Here is a 14,827-nt window from a genome sequence, read left to right on the forward strand (position 1 = left end):
GACGAGGCCGGGGGTTACAGCGTATAGGCGACGCTGGGACCGTCTTGCCCGATCCGGGACAGCGGGGCCGAGGCGCTGTCGCCGCCGGAGAGCGGGATGCGCAGCGAGTCGGCACGACCAACCGCGAAATAGAGCAGGCCCGCGGCGCGCACGCTCTCCGGATTGAACAGGTTGCGCCCGTCGATGATCGCCGGGGTGGTGAGCTGCTCGCGCAGGCGCCGGAAATCGACCGTGCGGAAGGCCTTCCATTCGGTACAGATGACCAGCGCGTCGGCGCCTTCCAGGGTGTCGTCGCGGCGCTTCGCCAGCGCCAGGTCGTCGCGCTCGCCGTAGAGGCGTCGACACTCCTGCATCGCCTCCGGATCATAGGCCCGGACCTTGCCGCCGGCGGCCCAGATGGCTTCCATCAGCTCGCGGCTCGGCGCTTCGCGCATGTCGTCGGTATTGGGCTTGAAGGCGAGGCCCCACACCGCGATGGTCTTGCCCTCCAGATCGCCGTCGAGGGCCTGGGAAAGCTTGGTGAACAGGCTCGCCTTCTGGCGATAGTTGACCGATTCGACGGCGTTGAGCAGTTGAGCTTCGTAACCGACATCGGTGGCAGTTCGCGCCAATGCCTGAACGTCTTTCGGGAAGCAGGAGCCGCCGTAGCCGCAGCCGGGATAGATGAAGCTGTAGCCGATGCGCGGGTCGCTGCCGATGCCGCGACGCACGTTCTCGACGTCGGCGCCGAGCCGTTCGGCCAGATTCGAGATCTCGTTCATGAAGCTGATCTTGGTCGCCAGCATGGCGTTGGCGGCGTACTTGGTCAGCTCGGCGCTGCGGATGTCCATGAACATCAGCTTCTCCTGGCGCCGGTTGTAGGGGGCGTAACATTCACGCATCAGCGGTTCGACGCGGGGCGAGTCGCAACCGATGACGATGCGAGCGCCCTGGGAGAAGTCCTCGACGGCCGAGCCCTCCTTGAGGAACTCCGGGTTGGAGCAGACATCGAACGGGATATCGACGTCACGCTGGTGGAGGCGCTGGGCAATGGCCTCGGAGACGCGATCCGCCGTGCCTACCGGCACCGTGGACTTGTCGATGATCAATTTGTACTCCTGCATGTGTTCGGCAATGGTGTCGGCCACGCTGAGGACGTACTTGAGATCGGCGCTGCCATCCTCGTCCGGCGGGGTTCCCACGGCGATGAACTGCAGGGTGCCGAAGCCGACGGCCTCGGCCGGATCGGCGGTGAACAGCAACCGCTCCTCGGCGACGTTCTGCTTGACCAGGGCTTCCAGGCCCGGTTCGTAAATCGGCACGATGCCGTTCATCAAGCCGTTGATCTTGTTGCTGTCGACGTCCATGCACATGACTTCGTGGCCGGCCTCGGCGAGGCAGGTACCGGTGACGAGTCCGACATATCCCGTTCCAAAAATGGTGATCCGCACGATGGCTCTCCTTGCTGGTTCGTGTCGCGACGCGTTCTTCTTCAACGGCATCAACCTGTCGCTACGGGGTCCGGACTCGAGGGTCGACGACCCTGTCATCACGGTCCTCAAACGGTAGCGCTCGGTTTACAGCCGATGACAAACAGCGTTTCCGAAAAGTCGGGACAACGGTAGGTGCAAGGCTTACTTAGGTCCAATTCAGGAAATTCTGATGTAATCGAGAGTGCGATATTTGTGTCGGTGTATTGCACAGGGCGTAGCCGGTTGCGGACGCCGGGTGTCGCAGCACGGGGACGTGCAGACCGAGCAAAATACCCCTTTTTGTAAAAACATGTTTCAAATAATTGCTTTAAGAACGAAGTGAGTCTTTTTTTTGTTTGTTGTGTCATTTTGTCGTTGCGTGAATTGACGACATGTTTTGGCCTCCGCGCTCGCCCCGCCGACATCACGGGTGGTTGTCACCAATCGACGGTCGGAAGCCGTGATCCTCCAACGGCGAGCCTGCCAAGGCGAGGCCTTTGCAGCAGTTTCCCCAGCCGGCGCCGTGTCCTGTTTTCTGGACGTGCATGGCGCTGGTTTTACAGGGGGGCTATCTCGATGCGTCGCGGCGAGGGGTTCGCCGTCCGTTGTGGGTTCACAGCGTATGTAAAGAGGACTAAAATGGTCCTATATGGCGGCTGTCAGGATCGAGAGGGCATCGAGACGTGCTGAAGCTATCGAAATTGACGGACTACGCGGCGGTGATCATGGCGCAGATCGCGCGGGATCCGGATCAGGCCCACACCGCGTCGGAGTTGGCTGCGCGCGTGAAGCTTCCGCATCCCACGGTGGGGAAGACGCTCAAGATGCTGGCCAAGAGTGGGCTGCTCGAGTCCCGTCGGGGTTCGCACGGCGGCTACGTGTTGTCCCGCTCTCCGGCGGATATCACGGCCAGTGATATCATCGCCGCGATCGAGGGGCCGATCGGCATGACCGAATGCAGCCACGCCGACGGCGAGTGTGGGCTGCTCGACTCCTGCGGCGTCGCCGACAACTGGCAGCGCGTGTCGCAGGCGATCCGCACGCTGCTCGACGGGGTGACACTGGCGCATCTCGCGCAATCCAGTCCACTCAAGCTGCCGGTGCAGCTACCCATTCAAAGCGTGACGTTGCCCACGGCAAGCGGGGCGTTGCGCGAACATTAAGAAGGTGCGGCGATGGCTGGCCCAGCGGTGGCGACATTCGTTGCCTCTGGCCCGGCCCGGGATTGTGCCTTCGTCATAAGACTCTCGGTGGAGAGGAGAGAAGACCATGGCTAGCGAAGAGATGGAGCAGTTGGTCCGTCGCGAATACAAGCAGGGATTCGTGACCGACATCGAAAGCGATACCGTGCCGCCCGGCCTGGATGAAAGCACGATCGCCTTCATATCCCAGAAAAAGGGTGAGCCGCAGTGGATGCTGGAGTGGCGCCTCGAGGCTTATCACCAGTGGCTCAAGATGACGCCTCCCTCCTGGGCACACCTGGAGTACCCGCCGATCGACTATCAGGCGATCTCCTACTTCAGCGCGCCCAAGAAGCCGGAAGATCGCCCGCAGAGCCTGGACGAGGTGGATCCCAAGCTGCTGGAGACCTACGAGAAGCTGGGGATCCCGCTGCATGAACGGGCAGCGCTGGCGGGGGTCGCGGTGGATGCGGTATTCGACTCCGTCTCCGTCACCACGACGTTCAAGGAAAAGCTCCACGAAGCGGGCGTGATCTTCTGCTCCATTTCCGAGGCGATCCGCGAGTACCCGGAACTGGTCCGTCAATATCTGGGTACCGTGGTGCCCCAGGCGGACAACTACTTCGCCGCGCTCAACTCCGCGGTGTTCACCGACGGCTCCTTCGTCTACGTGCCGGAAGGCGTGAAATGCCCGATGGAGCTCTCTACCTACTTCCGTATCAACGCCGCTAATACCGGCCAGTTCGAGCGCACCTTGATCGTCTGCGACAAGCAGGCGCAGGTCTCCTACCTCGAGGGCTGTACCGCGCCGATGCGCGACGAGAACCAGCTGCACGCGGCCGTGGTCGAGCTGGTGGCGCTGGAAGACGCTTACATCAAGTATTCGACGGTCCAGAACTGGTATCCGGGCGACGAGGATGGCAAGGGCGGCATCTACAACTTCGTCACCAAGCGCGGCGACTGCCGCGGCGATCGCTCCCGGATCAGCTGGACCCAGGTCGAGACGGGCTCGGCGATCACCTGGAAATACCCCTCCTGCATGCTGCGCGGCAAGGAGAGCATCGGCGAGTTCTACTCCGTCGCGGTGACCAACGGCCGACAGCAGGCCGACACCGGCACCAAGATGATCCATATCGGTGAGGGCACCCGATCGACCATCGTCGCCAAGGGGATCGCCGCCGGTCGCAGTGATCAGTCCTATCGCGGGCTGGTCAAGATCGGGCCGCGGGCCAAGGGCGCGCGAAACTACACCCAGTGCGATTCGCTGCTGATCGGCGACCAGTGTGGTGCGCACACTTTCCCCTATCAGGAGATCGGCAACAGCACCGCGACCGTCGAGCATGAAGCCACGACCTCCAAGATCGCCGACGATCAGCTGTTCTACTGCCGTGCCCGGGGTATCGACGAGGAAGATGCCGTGAGCATGATCGTCAACGGCTTCTGCAAGGACGTCTTCCAGGAGTTGCCGATGGAGTTTGCGGTCGAGGCCGAGGCACTGCTCAACGTCACGCTGGAAGGCTCGGTGGGCTGATCCGTCGCCATTGCCGAAATCATTTCATCCGGGAGGCTGCGTCGGCGGTCTCTCTCGTTTCAAGGGTTTCACATGCTCGAAGTCAAAGATCTTCACGTCACGGTCGAGGACAAGGCGATCCTCAACGGCCTCAACCTGACCATCAATGCCGGTGAGGTGCACGCCATCATGGGGCCGAACGGCGCCGGCAAGTCGACGCTGTCGGCCGTGATCGCCGGCAAGGACGGTTATGAAGTCACCCAGGGTACGATTCTGTTCGAAGGTCAGGACATCTTCGAAATGGAGATCGAGGAGCGCGCTCGCGCCGGGCTGTTGCTGGGCTTCCAGTACCCGATCGAGATCCCCGGGGTCAAGAACATCTACCTGCTCAAGGCCGCGCTCAACGCGCAGCGCGCCGCCCGGGGCGAGGGCGAGATTCCGGCGCCGGAGTTCATGAAACTGGTGCGCGAGAAGAGCGCCGAGATGAAGATGGACCCGAGCTTCCTGCAGCGTGCGGTCAACGAAGGTTTCTCCGGCGGTGAGAAGAAACGCAACGAAATCCTTCAGATGCTGGTGCTGCAGCCGAAGCTGGCCATGCTCGATGAGATCGATTCCGGTCTCGACATCGATGCCATGAAGGTCGTCGCCAGCGGCGTCAACTCGCTGCGCAGCGCCGATCGCGCCATCCTGCTGGTGACCCACTACCAGCGCCTGCTCAACCACATCGAGCCGGATCGCGTTCATGTCCTGGTCGACGGTCGCATCGTCAAGAGCGGCGACAAGGAACTGGCACTGGAGCTCGAAGCCCGCGGTTACGATTGGGTGCTGGAGGAGTCTGCTGCATGAGTGCACCGGAACGCTTTCTCGAGCGTCTGACCTTGCGTCGCACGGACGACCCGAGTTGGGTCGCGGCGAGGCGCCAGGCTGGCGCGGCGCGATTCGAGGCGATGGGTTTCCCGACCCGGCGTGACGAAGCGTGGAAGTATACGGACGTGCGCCGTATCGCCGAAGGCGACTTCGCGCTGGCGACCGACGCCGGTTTCGATGCGGCTCGCTTCGAGGCACAGCGGCTGGACATCGATGCCTACCGGCTGGTGCTGGTCGACGGTGTGTTCAGCGAGGCGCTCTCCGAGCTCGAGGGCTTGCCCGATGGCGTCCAGGTCGAGCCGCTTTCGCGAGCCCTTTCTGCCAATCATGAAGCGGTGGGTGGCGCCCTGGGGCGTCTGGCGGGCGTCGATTTTTCTCCCTTCACCGCGTTGAACACCGCCTTTGCCGACGAAGGTGTCGTCGTGCGCCTGGCCCCCGGTGCGGTGGTCGACAAGCCGATCTACGTGCTGCTGCTGTCGCGTGCCAACGGGCAGGCGGTGATGAGTCACCCCCGCGTGCTGATCGAGGCGGGAGCTCGCAGTGAAGCGACGGTCATCGAGCACTACTCGGGTGAAGCCGAAGCGGCCAACTTCACCAACGTGGTGACCGAGGTGCTGCTCGATCGCGGTGCCATCGTCGACCATTACAAGCTGCAGGAAGCCGCGCTGACGGATCTTCACGTGGCCAGCATCCACGTCGACCAGAGTCGCGACAGCCGCTTCAACTCCTACAACCTGAATCTCGGCGGCGCGCTGGTGCGCACCGATCTGGTGACCGATCTCAACGGTGAGGGTGCCGAAGCCGCCTACAATGGACTGTTCTTCGTCCAGGGGCGACAGCACGTCGACAATCACACCCTGGTCAATCACAACTCGCCACGGACGTTCTCCAACGAGAACTACAAGGGCGTTCTCGATGATCGTTCCCACGGCGTGTTCAACGGCAAGGTCTTCGTCAAGAAGGATGCGCAGCAGATCGAGGCGTATCAGAACAACGCCAACCTGCTGCTGTCCGACCGCGCCGAGATCGACACCAAGCCGGAACTGGTGATCTACGCCGACGACGTCAAGTGCTCTCACGGCGCCACGACCGGTCAGCTCGACGAGGACGCCGTCTACGCCCTGCGCAGTCGTGGCATCGACGAGCCGATGGCCCGAGCGCTGCTGACCCTGGCCTTCGTGGGCGAGGTGATGGACAAGGTGCGACTCAACGTCATTGCCGAGCGCGTCGAGCGGGCCGTTGCCGGTCGCTTGCCGGAGCGCTTCAATCTGGCGGATCTGGTCGAAACCGCCGAGGCGATCCAGGAGGCCTGACATGACGTCGATCACCGATCTGACGCTGGACCTGGCGGCGGTACGCCGGGACTTCCCGATACTCGAGCGGGAAGTTCACGGCAAGCCCCTGATCTATCTCGATAACGCGGCAACCAGCCAGACGCCGGTGGCCGTCATCGATAGCCTCGGAGACTACTACCGTCGTTACAACGCCAATATCCACCGCGGCCTGCATACCCTGGCCGACGAGGCGACCGCCGCCTTCGAGGGCGTTCGCGCGACGGTGCAGCGGCACCTCAACGCCTTCGAACCGCGCGAGATCGTCTTCACCCGCGGGACCACCGAGGCGATCAATCTGGTGGCCAACAGCTGGGGACGAGCCAATCTGCGTGCCGGCGACGAGGTCGTGGTGTCGCTGATGGAACATCACTCCAATATCGTGCCCTGGCAACTGCTCGAGCGCGAGTTGGGTATCGTGATCAAGGTCATCCCGGTCGATGCGCGCGGCGTGCTCGATCAGCAGGCCTATCGCGAGCTGCTGGGCGAGCGGACCAGGCTGGTCTGCGTCAACCATGTCTCCAACGCGCTGGGCACGATCAATCCCATCGCCGAGATGGCGCGCGACGCCCACGCCCACGGCGCCTTGATTCTGGTCGACGGCGCTCAGGCGGTGCCGCACCAGGCCGTCGACGTGCAGGCTCTGGATGCCGACTTCTACGCCTTCTCCGGCCACAAGGTGTATGGCCCGTTGGGTGCCGGCGCGCTCTATGGCAAGGCCTCCATTCTCGAGGCGATGCCCCCCTGGCAGGGGGGCGGGGAGATGATTTCACGCGTCTCCTTCGAGCGTGGCACCGAGTTCGCCGCCGTTCCCCACCGCTTCGAGGCGGGCACCCCGTCGGTGGCTGACGTGATCGCCATGGGCGCGGCCCTCGACTGGGTCAACGCGCTCGGTATCGAGCGCCTGTCGGCCTGGGAGCAGTGGCTGCTGGATCACGCCACGCAGAAGCTCGAACGGATCGATGGCTTGAAGATCATCGGTACGGCGCCGCAGAAGGCGAGCGTGATCTCGTTCGTCGTCGACGGCGCACATGCGCAGGATATCGGGCTGCTGATCGATCAGTTGGGCGTGGCGATTCGCACCGGGCACCACTGTGCCCAGCCGGTATTGAACCACTTCGGTGTCGAGGCGACCTGCCGTGCCTCGCTGGCGGTCTACAACACCCCGGAAGAGGTCGATGCCTTCGTCGAGGCATTGCAGCGCGTGCTGGGGATGCTGCGTTGAGCCGGTCCAGGCGCCCGGCCGGCTCGGGTCGACAACTCTCTCAGGAGCGACGATGGATCCGTTAAGCCAGGTCTACAAGGGCCAGGAGATGCCGCTGCAGCGTGATGTCGATGCCATCTCGATTCCGTTCGGCAAGGCGGTCACGCTGGTCGAGGACAGCACGGTCGTGGTCATGCAGGCCAAGGGCAGTTCGGTCAGCGTCAGCTACGAAGGTCGCCTCTATCTGATCGAAGGGCATGATCTCGACTCGCTGGGTCTCGACGCCCTCGAGCGTCCCACGCTGGACCCGGGCGCGAGCGAGGAAGAGATGGAGGCTTTCGTCTGGGCGCAACTGCGGACCTGCTTCGACCCGGAGATACCGGTCAATATCGTCGACCTGGGGCTGGTCTACGGCTGTCGCATCGAACGCCTCTTGACCGGCGAGTGCATGGTGACCATCCGCATGACGTTGACCGCGCCGGGGTGCGGGATGGGCGATGTCATTGCCGAAGACGCCCGCCGCAAGATTCTGGGCGCGCCGCAGTTCTCCAAGGTCCACGTGGAAATCGTTTTCGATCCCCCTTGGAGCCGTGAGATGATGAGCGAAGAGGCGCGTCTTGAACTGGGAATGTTCTAGGGACTTTACAGACGGAGCCTGACGAACGTTCCCGGCTTGCACAGCCGGTTTCTGGCAGAGCAACGAACGCGATATGCTGATCGACATTTCAATGCGCCACCGGGTTTCCGGTAGAGGTCCTCGGTGGCCGCTTCCTGTCAATCGACCTTGTTCTTCCCCATGTTCCGGCTGCTGAAGGGCGTGTTCAAGGCGCTGCTGGCCAGCCTGTCGCTGGTGGCTGTCGGTATCGTGGTGATCAACCTCTGGATACTGCAGAAGACCCACGCGCGCATCGAGCACGAGGTGCCGCTGTGTACGGTGCAGCCCGTCGGCCTGGTCTTCGGCACTTCGCAGTGGTTGCGTCAGGGCGGTTCCAATCCCTATTACCAGGCCAGAATGGAAACCTCGGCGGAACTCCTGCGGTTGCATCGTGTCCAGCACCTGCTCCTCTCTGGCGACAACCGTACCCGCTACTACAACGAGCCGATCAGCATGTGGCGCTCCTTGAAGCGTCGCAATGTCGACGATACCCACATGACTCTCGACTATGCCGGTTTCAGTACCTTCGACAGCGTCGTTCGGGCCAAGGAGGTCTTCGGCGCTGACCGCTTGATGCTGATCTCGCAGGATTGGCACCTACCACGCGCGCTGTTCATTGCCGATGCACTGGGCATCGAGGCGACCGGATGCGCCGTGCCCGAAGGTGGCATCAAGGGGGAGTGGCGATTGCGGCTGCGAGAGTGGCTGGCCCGTGCGGCGACGTTCGGGGATCTCTATTTCTGGGGGCGCGAACCTTACTTCCTCGGGCCTCTCGAGCCGATCCGGCTATCGTCATGAGCTCGGCGGGGCGCCGACCGTTCTCTCTCAGCGCTGGCGTTGCTGAAGCTTGTTGATTTCCCGAATCAGCGCCCGGCAATTCTTCCAGCAGCGCTCCAGTGGCGGCTCGAGCGCTTCCGGCAGGGGATGGGTGAAGGCCGTGCCCAGCGCCTGCATCAGAACTCGCTCCTGCTCGAGCAGTTCTCCCAGCAGCACGGCGCTGTCGTTGCCGACGAAGCTCTTGATACGGCTCCAGAGCCAGAGGTAGTCGTCGCGTTCGACGTCGGCATCCCGTGGCAGGATGTCGAGATGCTCCCGCACCAGCTGCTGGAGTTCATGCATGGCAGCCCCACGTTCCTCATAATGGGGTTTCAGGGCATTACGCAGCGCCGGACGCAGGCGATCGAGATTGTCCTGAAAATAGTCGAGACTGTCGGCCAGCGCTTCGAGCACGCTGTCCATCGCCACTTGGCGATTGTCGAGAAACATGTGCGGCCACCTCCTGAGGTGACACAAATTGTGCGGCCGGAAACACTGTTTTGCTACCCCTGGGGGCAGAAAAATTTAGTGTTTCCGGCTATTTGTTCATTTTCTTCTGGCTCAGCCCTTGGGTTTCGGCGGCGCCTTGCGTGGCGTGCTGGCATTTTTCTCCAGATGCTCGATGATCAGGCCTGCGATATCCTTGCCGGTCGCCGTCTCGATACCTTGCAACCCGGGCGAAGAGTTCACCTCCATGATCACCGGGCCGTGGTTGGAGCGCAGCAGGTCGACACCCGCCACGGACAATCCCATGGCCTTGGCCGCTCGAATGGCGGTGGAACGCTCTTCCGGGGTGATGCGGATGACGCTGGCGGTGCCGCCACGGTGCAGATTGGAACGAAATTCGCCATCGGCGGCCTGGCGTTTCATCGATGCCACCACTTTGTCGCCGATGACGAAGCAGCGAATGTCGGCGCCCTTGGCCTCCTTGATGTACTCCTGCACCATGATGTTCGCCTTCATGCCCATGAAGGCCTGGATGACGGATTCCGCTGCCTGATTGGTTTCTGCCAGGACCACGCCGATGCCTTGGGTTCCCTCCAGCAGCTTGATCACCAGCGGCGCCCCCTTGGCCATGGTGATCAGGTCGGGAATGTCGTCGGGCGAGTGGGCGAAGCCGGTCACCGGAAGCCCCAGGCCCTTGCGCGACAGCAGTTGCAGTGAGCGCAGCTTGTCGCGGGACCGGGTGATGGAGACCGAGTCGTTGAGTACGTAGGTGCTCATCATTTCGAACTGGCGCAGTACAGCGCAGCCGTAGAAGGTCACCGATGCCCCGATGCGCGGCACGATCGCGTCGAAGGACTCGAGTTCCGCCCCCTTGTAGTGGATCGAGGGGCGGTGCGAGGCGATATTCATGTAGCAGCGCAGCGTGTCGACGACTCTGACACTGTGGCCACGCTGCTCGGCGGCCTCGATCAGGCGGCGCGTCGAGTATAGGTTGCGATTGCGTGACAAGATGCCGATGTGCATGCGCGAGAGGCTCCGAGCCGTGGTGTGAGGGCGGTGGCGAGAGAAATGTCAGGGTTCACCGTGAAGGAACACGGCGCCCGGGGCAACCAGCAGCCGTCGCATGGCGCGTCTCCCGAGCAGCATGGGATGACGCATGTTGCTGCGATCGGTCAAGGTCAATTCGATGGGGAAATCCAGGCCACCGAGGAGAAGGCGGGTGCGGATGACATAGCGCCACTCCTGCTGCCCGTTGGAACTCCTGACTCTCCGCCGGTCGTGCAGCGGCAGCTGGCACTCATGATGCGCGATGGGTTGCCCGCTCGAGCGGGTGATGAACCGAACCCATGGGTGTCCGCTCTCTTCGTAGGGCTCGATCTGTTCGGCATGTAGCGCCGAGGTGCGGGCCCCGGTGTCCGCCTTGCAGCACAGTGTCATCTGCAGGTCGGGCAGCGTCACCATCTCGCGTCGGCCGATGATCGCCTGGACCTGATAGGGCATTGCTTTCATGAAATCATGCGTTCCGTTGTCTGACGAGCCGGCCCAGGGAGGAGTCCATCGGTGCCTGACGTAGCATCATCAATATGGGCAGCCGCAGGCGAGGGATCAATGCCAAATCACGCACGACGGGACGAAAGTCGACCTCCGGACTCTCGGCCAGGCGCTGCAGAAACCGTTCGAGGCGGGCCTCGTGCTCGAGATGGTGCCAACCACGGGCGGCAATGGCGGCAAGACAGTCGGCGGCCATCAGGGCGTCGTCATCGAGAATGCGGCCTAGCCACTCCCCGACCCTGGCGTCCTCGCTACCCAGCAGGGCTCTCAACAGGGCGCAGAAGGCTTCGATATCCCGTCTCTCGCGAGCGCTGTCGAGCATGCTCCACAGTCTCGGCAGCAACTCGTCCGGGGTGTCACCATGTTCCAGCAGGTAGCAAAGCGCTAGAATCACCTCCCGCGGCATGGCATCGAGGCCTGCCACCAGCGCCCAGATTACCGCCGGGTCCTTGGCGACAACCTGGTCGGCCAATCCCTGGAGACCCAGCATCTGCCAGTCGAGCGACTCATCGCCGAGGAGATAGCGGCGTGTCATGTCAGAGAAAGCAGAGGGAGGCTGGCCGAAATGACGAGACAAGCGGGCGTGCAGCAGCGCTCGCTGGTGTAGCTCCGGTTCGAAGGCCAGCGGATTGTCCTGCATCAGATTGTCTGGCGCCAGATCCTCGTTAGAGGATGCCGCGCGGGCGCTCAGGGTCTGCAGCAGACGGTCGAGGAACGCATCGCGAGGGGCGGGCACCAGTTGGCCCTGCTCATCCAGCGGTAGAGAAAGGAACCAGATGGCCGGGTCCGTTTCGAGTTCGGGCCAGCTCAACGCACAGGCGACCTGGGCACGGCCGTTCCAGGGGAGTGGCCAGGGCGTCTGCTCCCGCTCGAATGCGGCGAAAGCGGCCTGTTCCATAGGGGTGACGCGACGGCCCAGGGTCGATATCACGACCTCCGCGCCGCTGCCCGAGAAGAAATCGCTGAGCGTTTGCATGATAGGGGGTCGCCGTCTCCATCGAGGCGCGCACTGTAACTTGCCGCGCCGGCGCTGGATAGGTCCTGGCCAAAAATTGATCAGTCTGCGCCGAGACATGCATTGCGCCGCATCGGGATAGGTGTCCCAAGTTTATCCACAGGCTCCTTCAGGTTTTTTGTGAGCAACCGGAACAGTTTTTACACCCACCGTTTCAGGAGGAACAATGACCTCGCACGACAGATTGGCTCACGCCTTGCGTGAATTGGAATCGACGCTGATGGACGTCGGTCTGTGGGAGGCATCGCAACCGCAACCGTCGGCGTTCGAGAGCCAGCAGCCATTTTGCGTCGATACCATGTCGATGCCGCAATGGTTGCGCTACGTCTTCATTGCGCGGCTCCAGGCGCTGGTCGATGCCCGTGCCACCTTGCCCGCGACTTGCGCCGTCGCCCCGGCGATGGAGGTCTGGCTCAAGGACGAGCCGGCCTCGACGAGAGATCCGGTAGTGCGTGAGCTTGCCAACGTCGATCTTATCGTCACCCAGGCGTGACCGATCGCGGTCGAGCCCCGCTGGCCGAATCCGAGGCACAAAAAAACCGGGCCCTTGGGCCCGGTTTCCGATAGCGACTGCCGTTCGCTTAGAAGCGAGCGGTGACACCGGCACCGACGGTGACCGGGTCGAGATCGATGTCGCGACCGCCACTGATGTCGGCGCTGACATCGGTGTACTGAGCGAAGGCGTTGAAGCCGAAGTTGTCGGTCACGTTCAGATCGACACCCAGCTGGCCCGCTGCGCCCCAGGAGTCGTCGACGCTACCGACACCGCTCTCGTCAGAGAACGTGGTGTAGTTGACACCGACGCCAGCATACGGCTGGACGCGAGAATCGAGACCACCCAGCGGGTAGTACTGTGCCATCAGATTGATCGGGACCTGCTTGAAGGTACCGCCTTCAGCGTGGACCTTGGTTTCGGTCATGGAGCTCAGCTCGACGCCGATCTTGTCGTGAACCATGTAACCCAGGCCCAGGTAGGCGCCCTTGTCGTTGTCGCCGGTATAGCCGGTATCAACGTCTGTCTTGGCTACGCCCAGGCGGCCGTAGAAATCGCCAGCGCCGTAGGCGAATGCAGCTTGAGTTCCGAATGCGCAAGCGCCGGCGACTACCATTGCGGAAAACAGTTTGGTCTTGGTCATGATAAGTACTCCCTTTCTTTCATCATGAAGCCGTGTTACCGGCCTTCACATTCTATGAGACAACGTCGCTATGATAGGAAACGGTGTTTTTTATGTCCAGTAAAATTTTGAAACAGCGTTTTTTTACACTCCGGTAGCGTTTACGCCTGTCTGTGCGCAGTCGCCTTTCTACCGCTAGGATTAGCCTAGACGCTGACGGATGACGTCGCCAACCCAAGGTTGGCCGACGTCATCGACCGAGGAGAAGAGCGCCGTGGAGAGACACCGAAAGGATTGGATGTTGTCGATCGTGGTACCGGTCATGAACGAGGAGGAGGCGATCGATCGGTTTCTACAGGCGGTGGATCGAGAGCTGGGCGACAGGCTGCCGGCACTGGAGATACTGTTCGTCGACGACGGTTCCACCGACGCAACACTCGAGAGGCTCCGCACGAGTGCGTCCCGGGATCCCAGGGTTCGGGTTCTCTCCTTGACGCGGAACTTCGGCAAGGAAGCTGCCATGACCGCCGGGCTGGATCACGCCCGGGGAGATGCCGTCGTGCCAATGGATGTCGATCTGCAGGATCCCCCGGCGGTGATCCTGGAATTCATTCGGCTGTGGCAGGACGAAGGGTACGACATGATTTACGGCATTCGTGGCTCCCGAGATGAGGATACCCAGGCAAAGCGGGCCTCCGCTGGCCTTTTCTATCGCTTTTTCAACCGTCTGGCCGAAACCCACATCCCCAGCAATGCCGGGGATTTCCGGCTGCTGGATCGCCGTGTGGTGGAAGCCATCAAGCGGTTGCCCGAACGCAACCGGTTCATGAAAGGCTTGTTCAGCTGGCCGGGGTACCGCTCCATCGGTGTCTACTACGATCGGCCGGCGCGGGAGAGCGGGGAGAGCAAGTTCAATTTCTGGAAGCTGTGGAATTTCGCCATCGACGGGTTCGTCAGCTTTTCTACCTGGCCATTGCGTATCTGGATGTATTTCGGCGCCGTCATTGCCGGGCTCGCTTTCCTTTATATTCTCCTCCTCGTCGGGCGCGTGATCGTGGTGGGCAATGATCTGCCCGGCTACGCATCGTTGATGACCGCGATCCTGTTTTTCGGCGGCATGCAGCTGTTGTCCGTCGGTATCCTGGGCGAGTACGTCGGGCGCCTTTTCATCGAGACCAAGCAGCGACCGCTCTATCTGGTCGCCGAGGATAGTCTGATCGACCGGGAGAAGCAGGTCGGTGAGGGCGGTGGGGCCCACCACGGGTCTGACGGCTCGTGAAGCGCCGGCTCAAGCGCGAGGCGAAGACGGCTGCCCGGTTCGGGCTGGTGGGCGGTGTGGCGACGGCTGCGCACCTGACGATTGCGGCCATCCTCAGCGCCCTGTGGCCCGCGCTGTCGGAGTTCCTGGTCAATCTGTGCGGCTTTCTGGTTGCCTTCCAGATATCGCTGATCGGCCACCGACGCTTGACGTTCCGGCGCCGGGGGAAGGCCAGGCGCTTCTTCACCCTGGCCTTGCTGGGGTTCGTTCTCAATAACGGTGTCCTCGCGATGCTGCTGGCTTCGACCCGAGTGTCCGGATTCTGGGCTATCGGCATTGCCACGCTTACCGTGCCAGTGATTACCTACGTCGGCTCACGACTGTGGGCGTTTCGCGAGCATCCCCGCTGACAGTTGGTCGCTCCTG

16 protein-coding genes are annotated in these 14,827 nt (G+C 62.4%); 10 read left to right on the forward strand and 6 right to left on the reverse strand.

Going from position 1 to position 14,827, the window contains the following annotated elements; all coding sequences use genetic code 11:
• Positions 1–14: 14 nt before the first annotated feature.
• On the reverse strand, positions 15–1,430 hold the full coding sequence (locus tag AAGT95_RS12420) for a UDP-glucose/GDP-mannose dehydrogenase family protein (RefSeq protein ID WP_342593981.1): 1,416 nt from the start codon (positions 1,428–1,430) through the stop codon (positions 15–17).
• A 704-nt stretch (positions 1,431–2,134) separates the two neighbouring features.
• Here AAGT95_RS12420 and AAGT95_RS12425 point away from each other — a divergent pair.
• From AAGT95_RS12425 to AAGT95_RS12455, 7 genes are all read left to right on the forward strand, one after another.
• Positions 2,135–2,614 (forward strand): SUF system Fe-S cluster assembly regulator, encoded by a 480-nt coding sequence (locus AAGT95_RS12425; RefSeq protein WP_110600656.1) that lies wholly within the window; start codon positions 2,135–2,137, stop codon positions 2,612–2,614.
• Positions 2,615–2,720: 106 nt separating this feature from the next.
• Positions 2,721–4,163: a Fe-S cluster assembly protein SufB gene (gene sufB / locus AAGT95_RS12430; RefSeq protein ID WP_110600658.1), complete on the forward strand. Its 1,443-nt coding sequence runs from the start codon at positions 2,721–2,723 to the stop codon at positions 4,161–4,163.
• A gap of 72 nt (positions 4,164–4,235) precedes the next feature.
• Positions 4,236–4,988 (forward strand): Fe-S cluster assembly ATPase SufC, encoded by a 753-nt coding sequence (sufC, locus tag AAGT95_RS12435; RefSeq protein WP_110600660.1) that lies wholly within the window; start codon positions 4,236–4,238, stop codon positions 4,986–4,988.
• Complete coding sequence (sufD, locus tag AAGT95_RS12440; RefSeq protein ID WP_342593982.1) at positions 4,985–6,322, forward strand: Fe-S cluster assembly protein SufD; 1,338 nt, start codon at positions 4,985–4,987, stop codon at positions 6,320–6,322. Before sufC ends, sufD begins: the two co-directional genes overlap by 4 nt.
• Position 6,323: 1 nt before the next feature.
• Positions 6,324–7,565 carry a cysteine desulfurase gene (locus AAGT95_RS12445; RefSeq protein WP_110710186.1) on the forward strand — a complete coding sequence of 414 codons (1,242 nt, stop codon included), beginning with the start codon at positions 6,324–6,326 and terminating at the stop codon, positions 7,563–7,565.
• A gap of 52 nt (positions 7,566–7,617) precedes the next feature.
• A complete protein-coding gene (gene sufT, locus AAGT95_RS12450) occupies positions 7,618–8,181 on the forward strand; it encodes a putative Fe-S cluster assembly protein SufT (RefSeq protein ID WP_342593983.1) in 564 nt (187 codons plus the stop codon).
• 123 nt (positions 8,182–8,304) lie between these two features.
• Positions 8,305–8,997 (forward strand): SanA/YdcF family protein, encoded by a 693-nt coding sequence (locus tag AAGT95_RS12455; RefSeq protein ID WP_240612369.1) that lies wholly within the window; start codon positions 8,305–8,307, stop codon positions 8,995–8,997.
• Positions 8,998–9,024: 27 nt separating this feature from the next.
• Here the strand turns inward: AAGT95_RS12455 and AAGT95_RS12460 are convergent, their stop codons facing one another.
• The 4 genes from AAGT95_RS12460 to AAGT95_RS12475 form a co-directional block, all read right to left on the reverse strand.
• The gene (locus AAGT95_RS12460) at positions 9,025–9,465 is read right to left on the reverse strand and encodes a hypothetical protein (protein WP_110600667.1); all 441 of its coding nucleotides are present in this window, start codon (positions 9,463–9,465) and stop codon (positions 9,025–9,027) included.
• 111 nt (positions 9,466–9,576) lie between these two features.
• Entirely contained in the window at positions 9,577–10,485 is a 909-nt protein-coding gene (gene rimK / locus AAGT95_RS12465; protein ID WP_342593984.1) for a 30S ribosomal protein S6--L-glutamate ligase, read from the reverse strand.
• 48 nt (positions 10,486–10,533) lie between these two features.
• Positions 10,534–10,971 (reverse strand): ATP-dependent zinc protease family protein, encoded by a 438-nt coding sequence (locus AAGT95_RS12470; RefSeq protein WP_342593985.1) that lies wholly within the window; start codon positions 10,969–10,971, stop codon positions 10,534–10,536.
• 4 nt (positions 10,972–10,975) lie between these two features.
• The gene (locus tag AAGT95_RS12475) at positions 10,976–11,989 is read right to left on the reverse strand and encodes a DUF3549 family protein (protein ID WP_342593986.1); all 1,014 of its coding nucleotides are present in this window, start codon (positions 11,987–11,989) and stop codon (positions 10,976–10,978) included.
• A 205-nt stretch (positions 11,990–12,194) separates the two neighbouring features.
• On the opposite strand from AAGT95_RS12475, the gene AAGT95_RS12480 reads away from it, so the two are divergent.
• Entirely contained in the window at positions 12,195–12,521 is a 327-nt protein-coding gene (locus tag AAGT95_RS12480) for a YqcC family protein (protein ID WP_110600673.1), read from the forward strand.
• Positions 12,522–12,609: 88 nt separating this feature from the next.
• Here AAGT95_RS12480 and AAGT95_RS12485 read toward each other — a convergent pair whose 3' ends face one another.
• Positions 12,610–13,164 (reverse strand): OmpW/AlkL family protein, encoded by a 555-nt coding sequence (locus AAGT95_RS12485; RefSeq protein WP_110600675.1) that lies wholly within the window; start codon positions 13,162–13,164, stop codon positions 12,610–12,612.
• Between the two features lie 253 nt (positions 13,165–13,417).
• On the opposite strand from AAGT95_RS12485, the gene AAGT95_RS12490 reads away from it, so the two are divergent.
• Both AAGT95_RS12490 and AAGT95_RS12495 read left to right on the forward strand, forming a co-directional pair.
• Entirely contained in the window at positions 13,418–14,422 is a 1,005-nt protein-coding gene (locus AAGT95_RS12490) for a glycosyltransferase family 2 protein (protein WP_240612370.1), read from the forward strand.
• Entirely contained in the window at positions 14,419–14,811 is a 393-nt protein-coding gene (locus tag AAGT95_RS12495) for a GtrA family protein (protein WP_342593987.1), read from the forward strand. The genes AAGT95_RS12490 and AAGT95_RS12495 overlap by 4 nt, the downstream gene beginning before the upstream one ends.
• Positions 14,812–14,827: the final 16 nt, after the last annotated feature.

Source organism: Salinicola lusitanus (genome assembly GCF_038648475.1).
GTDB lineage: Bacteria > Pseudomonadota > Gammaproteobacteria > Pseudomonadales > Halomonadaceae > Salinicola > Salinicola lusitanus.

Excerpts from the sequence above, each read along its gene's own strand:
- sufB (WP_110600658.1), top strand. The coding sequence starts at position 2,721 with ATGGCTAGCGAAGAGATGGAGCAGTTGGTCCGTCGCGAATACAAGCAG.
- sufC (WP_110600660.1), top strand. The coding sequence starts at position 4,236 with ATGCTCGAAGTCAAAGATCTTCACGTCACGGTCGAGGACAAGGCGATC.
- sufD (WP_342593982.1), top strand. The coding sequence starts at position 4,985 with ATGAGTGCACCGGAACGCTTTCTCGAGCGTCTGACCTTGCGTCGCACG.
- AAGT95_RS12445 (WP_110710186.1), top strand. The coding sequence starts at position 6,324 with ATGACGTCGATCACCGATCTGACGCTGGACCTGGCGGCGGTACGCCGG.
- sufT (WP_342593983.1), top strand. The coding sequence starts at position 7,618 with ATGGATCCGTTAAGCCAGGTCTACAAGGGCCAGGAGATGCCGCTGCAG.
- AAGT95_RS12460 (WP_110600667.1), bottom strand. The coding sequence starts at position 9,465 with ATGTTTCTCGACAATCGCCAAGTGGCGATGGACAGCGTGCTCGAAGCG.
- rimK (WP_342593984.1), bottom strand. The coding sequence starts at position 10,485 with ATGCACATCGGCATCTTGTCACGCAATCGCAACCTATACTCGACGCGC.
- AAGT95_RS12470 (WP_342593985.1), bottom strand. The coding sequence starts at position 10,971 with ATGAAAGCAATGCCCTATCAGGTCCAGGCGATCATCGGCCGACGCGAG.
- AAGT95_RS12475 (WP_342593986.1), bottom strand. The coding sequence starts at position 11,989 with ATGCAAACGCTCAGCGATTTCTTCTCGGGCAGCGGCGCGGAGGTCGTG.
- AAGT95_RS12480 (WP_110600673.1), top strand. The coding sequence starts at position 12,195 with ATGACCTCGCACGACAGATTGGCTCACGCCTTGCGTGAATTGGAATCG.
- AAGT95_RS12485 (WP_110600675.1), bottom strand. The coding sequence starts at position 13,164 with ATGACCAAGACCAAACTGTTTTCCGCAATGGTAGTCGCCGGCGCTTGC.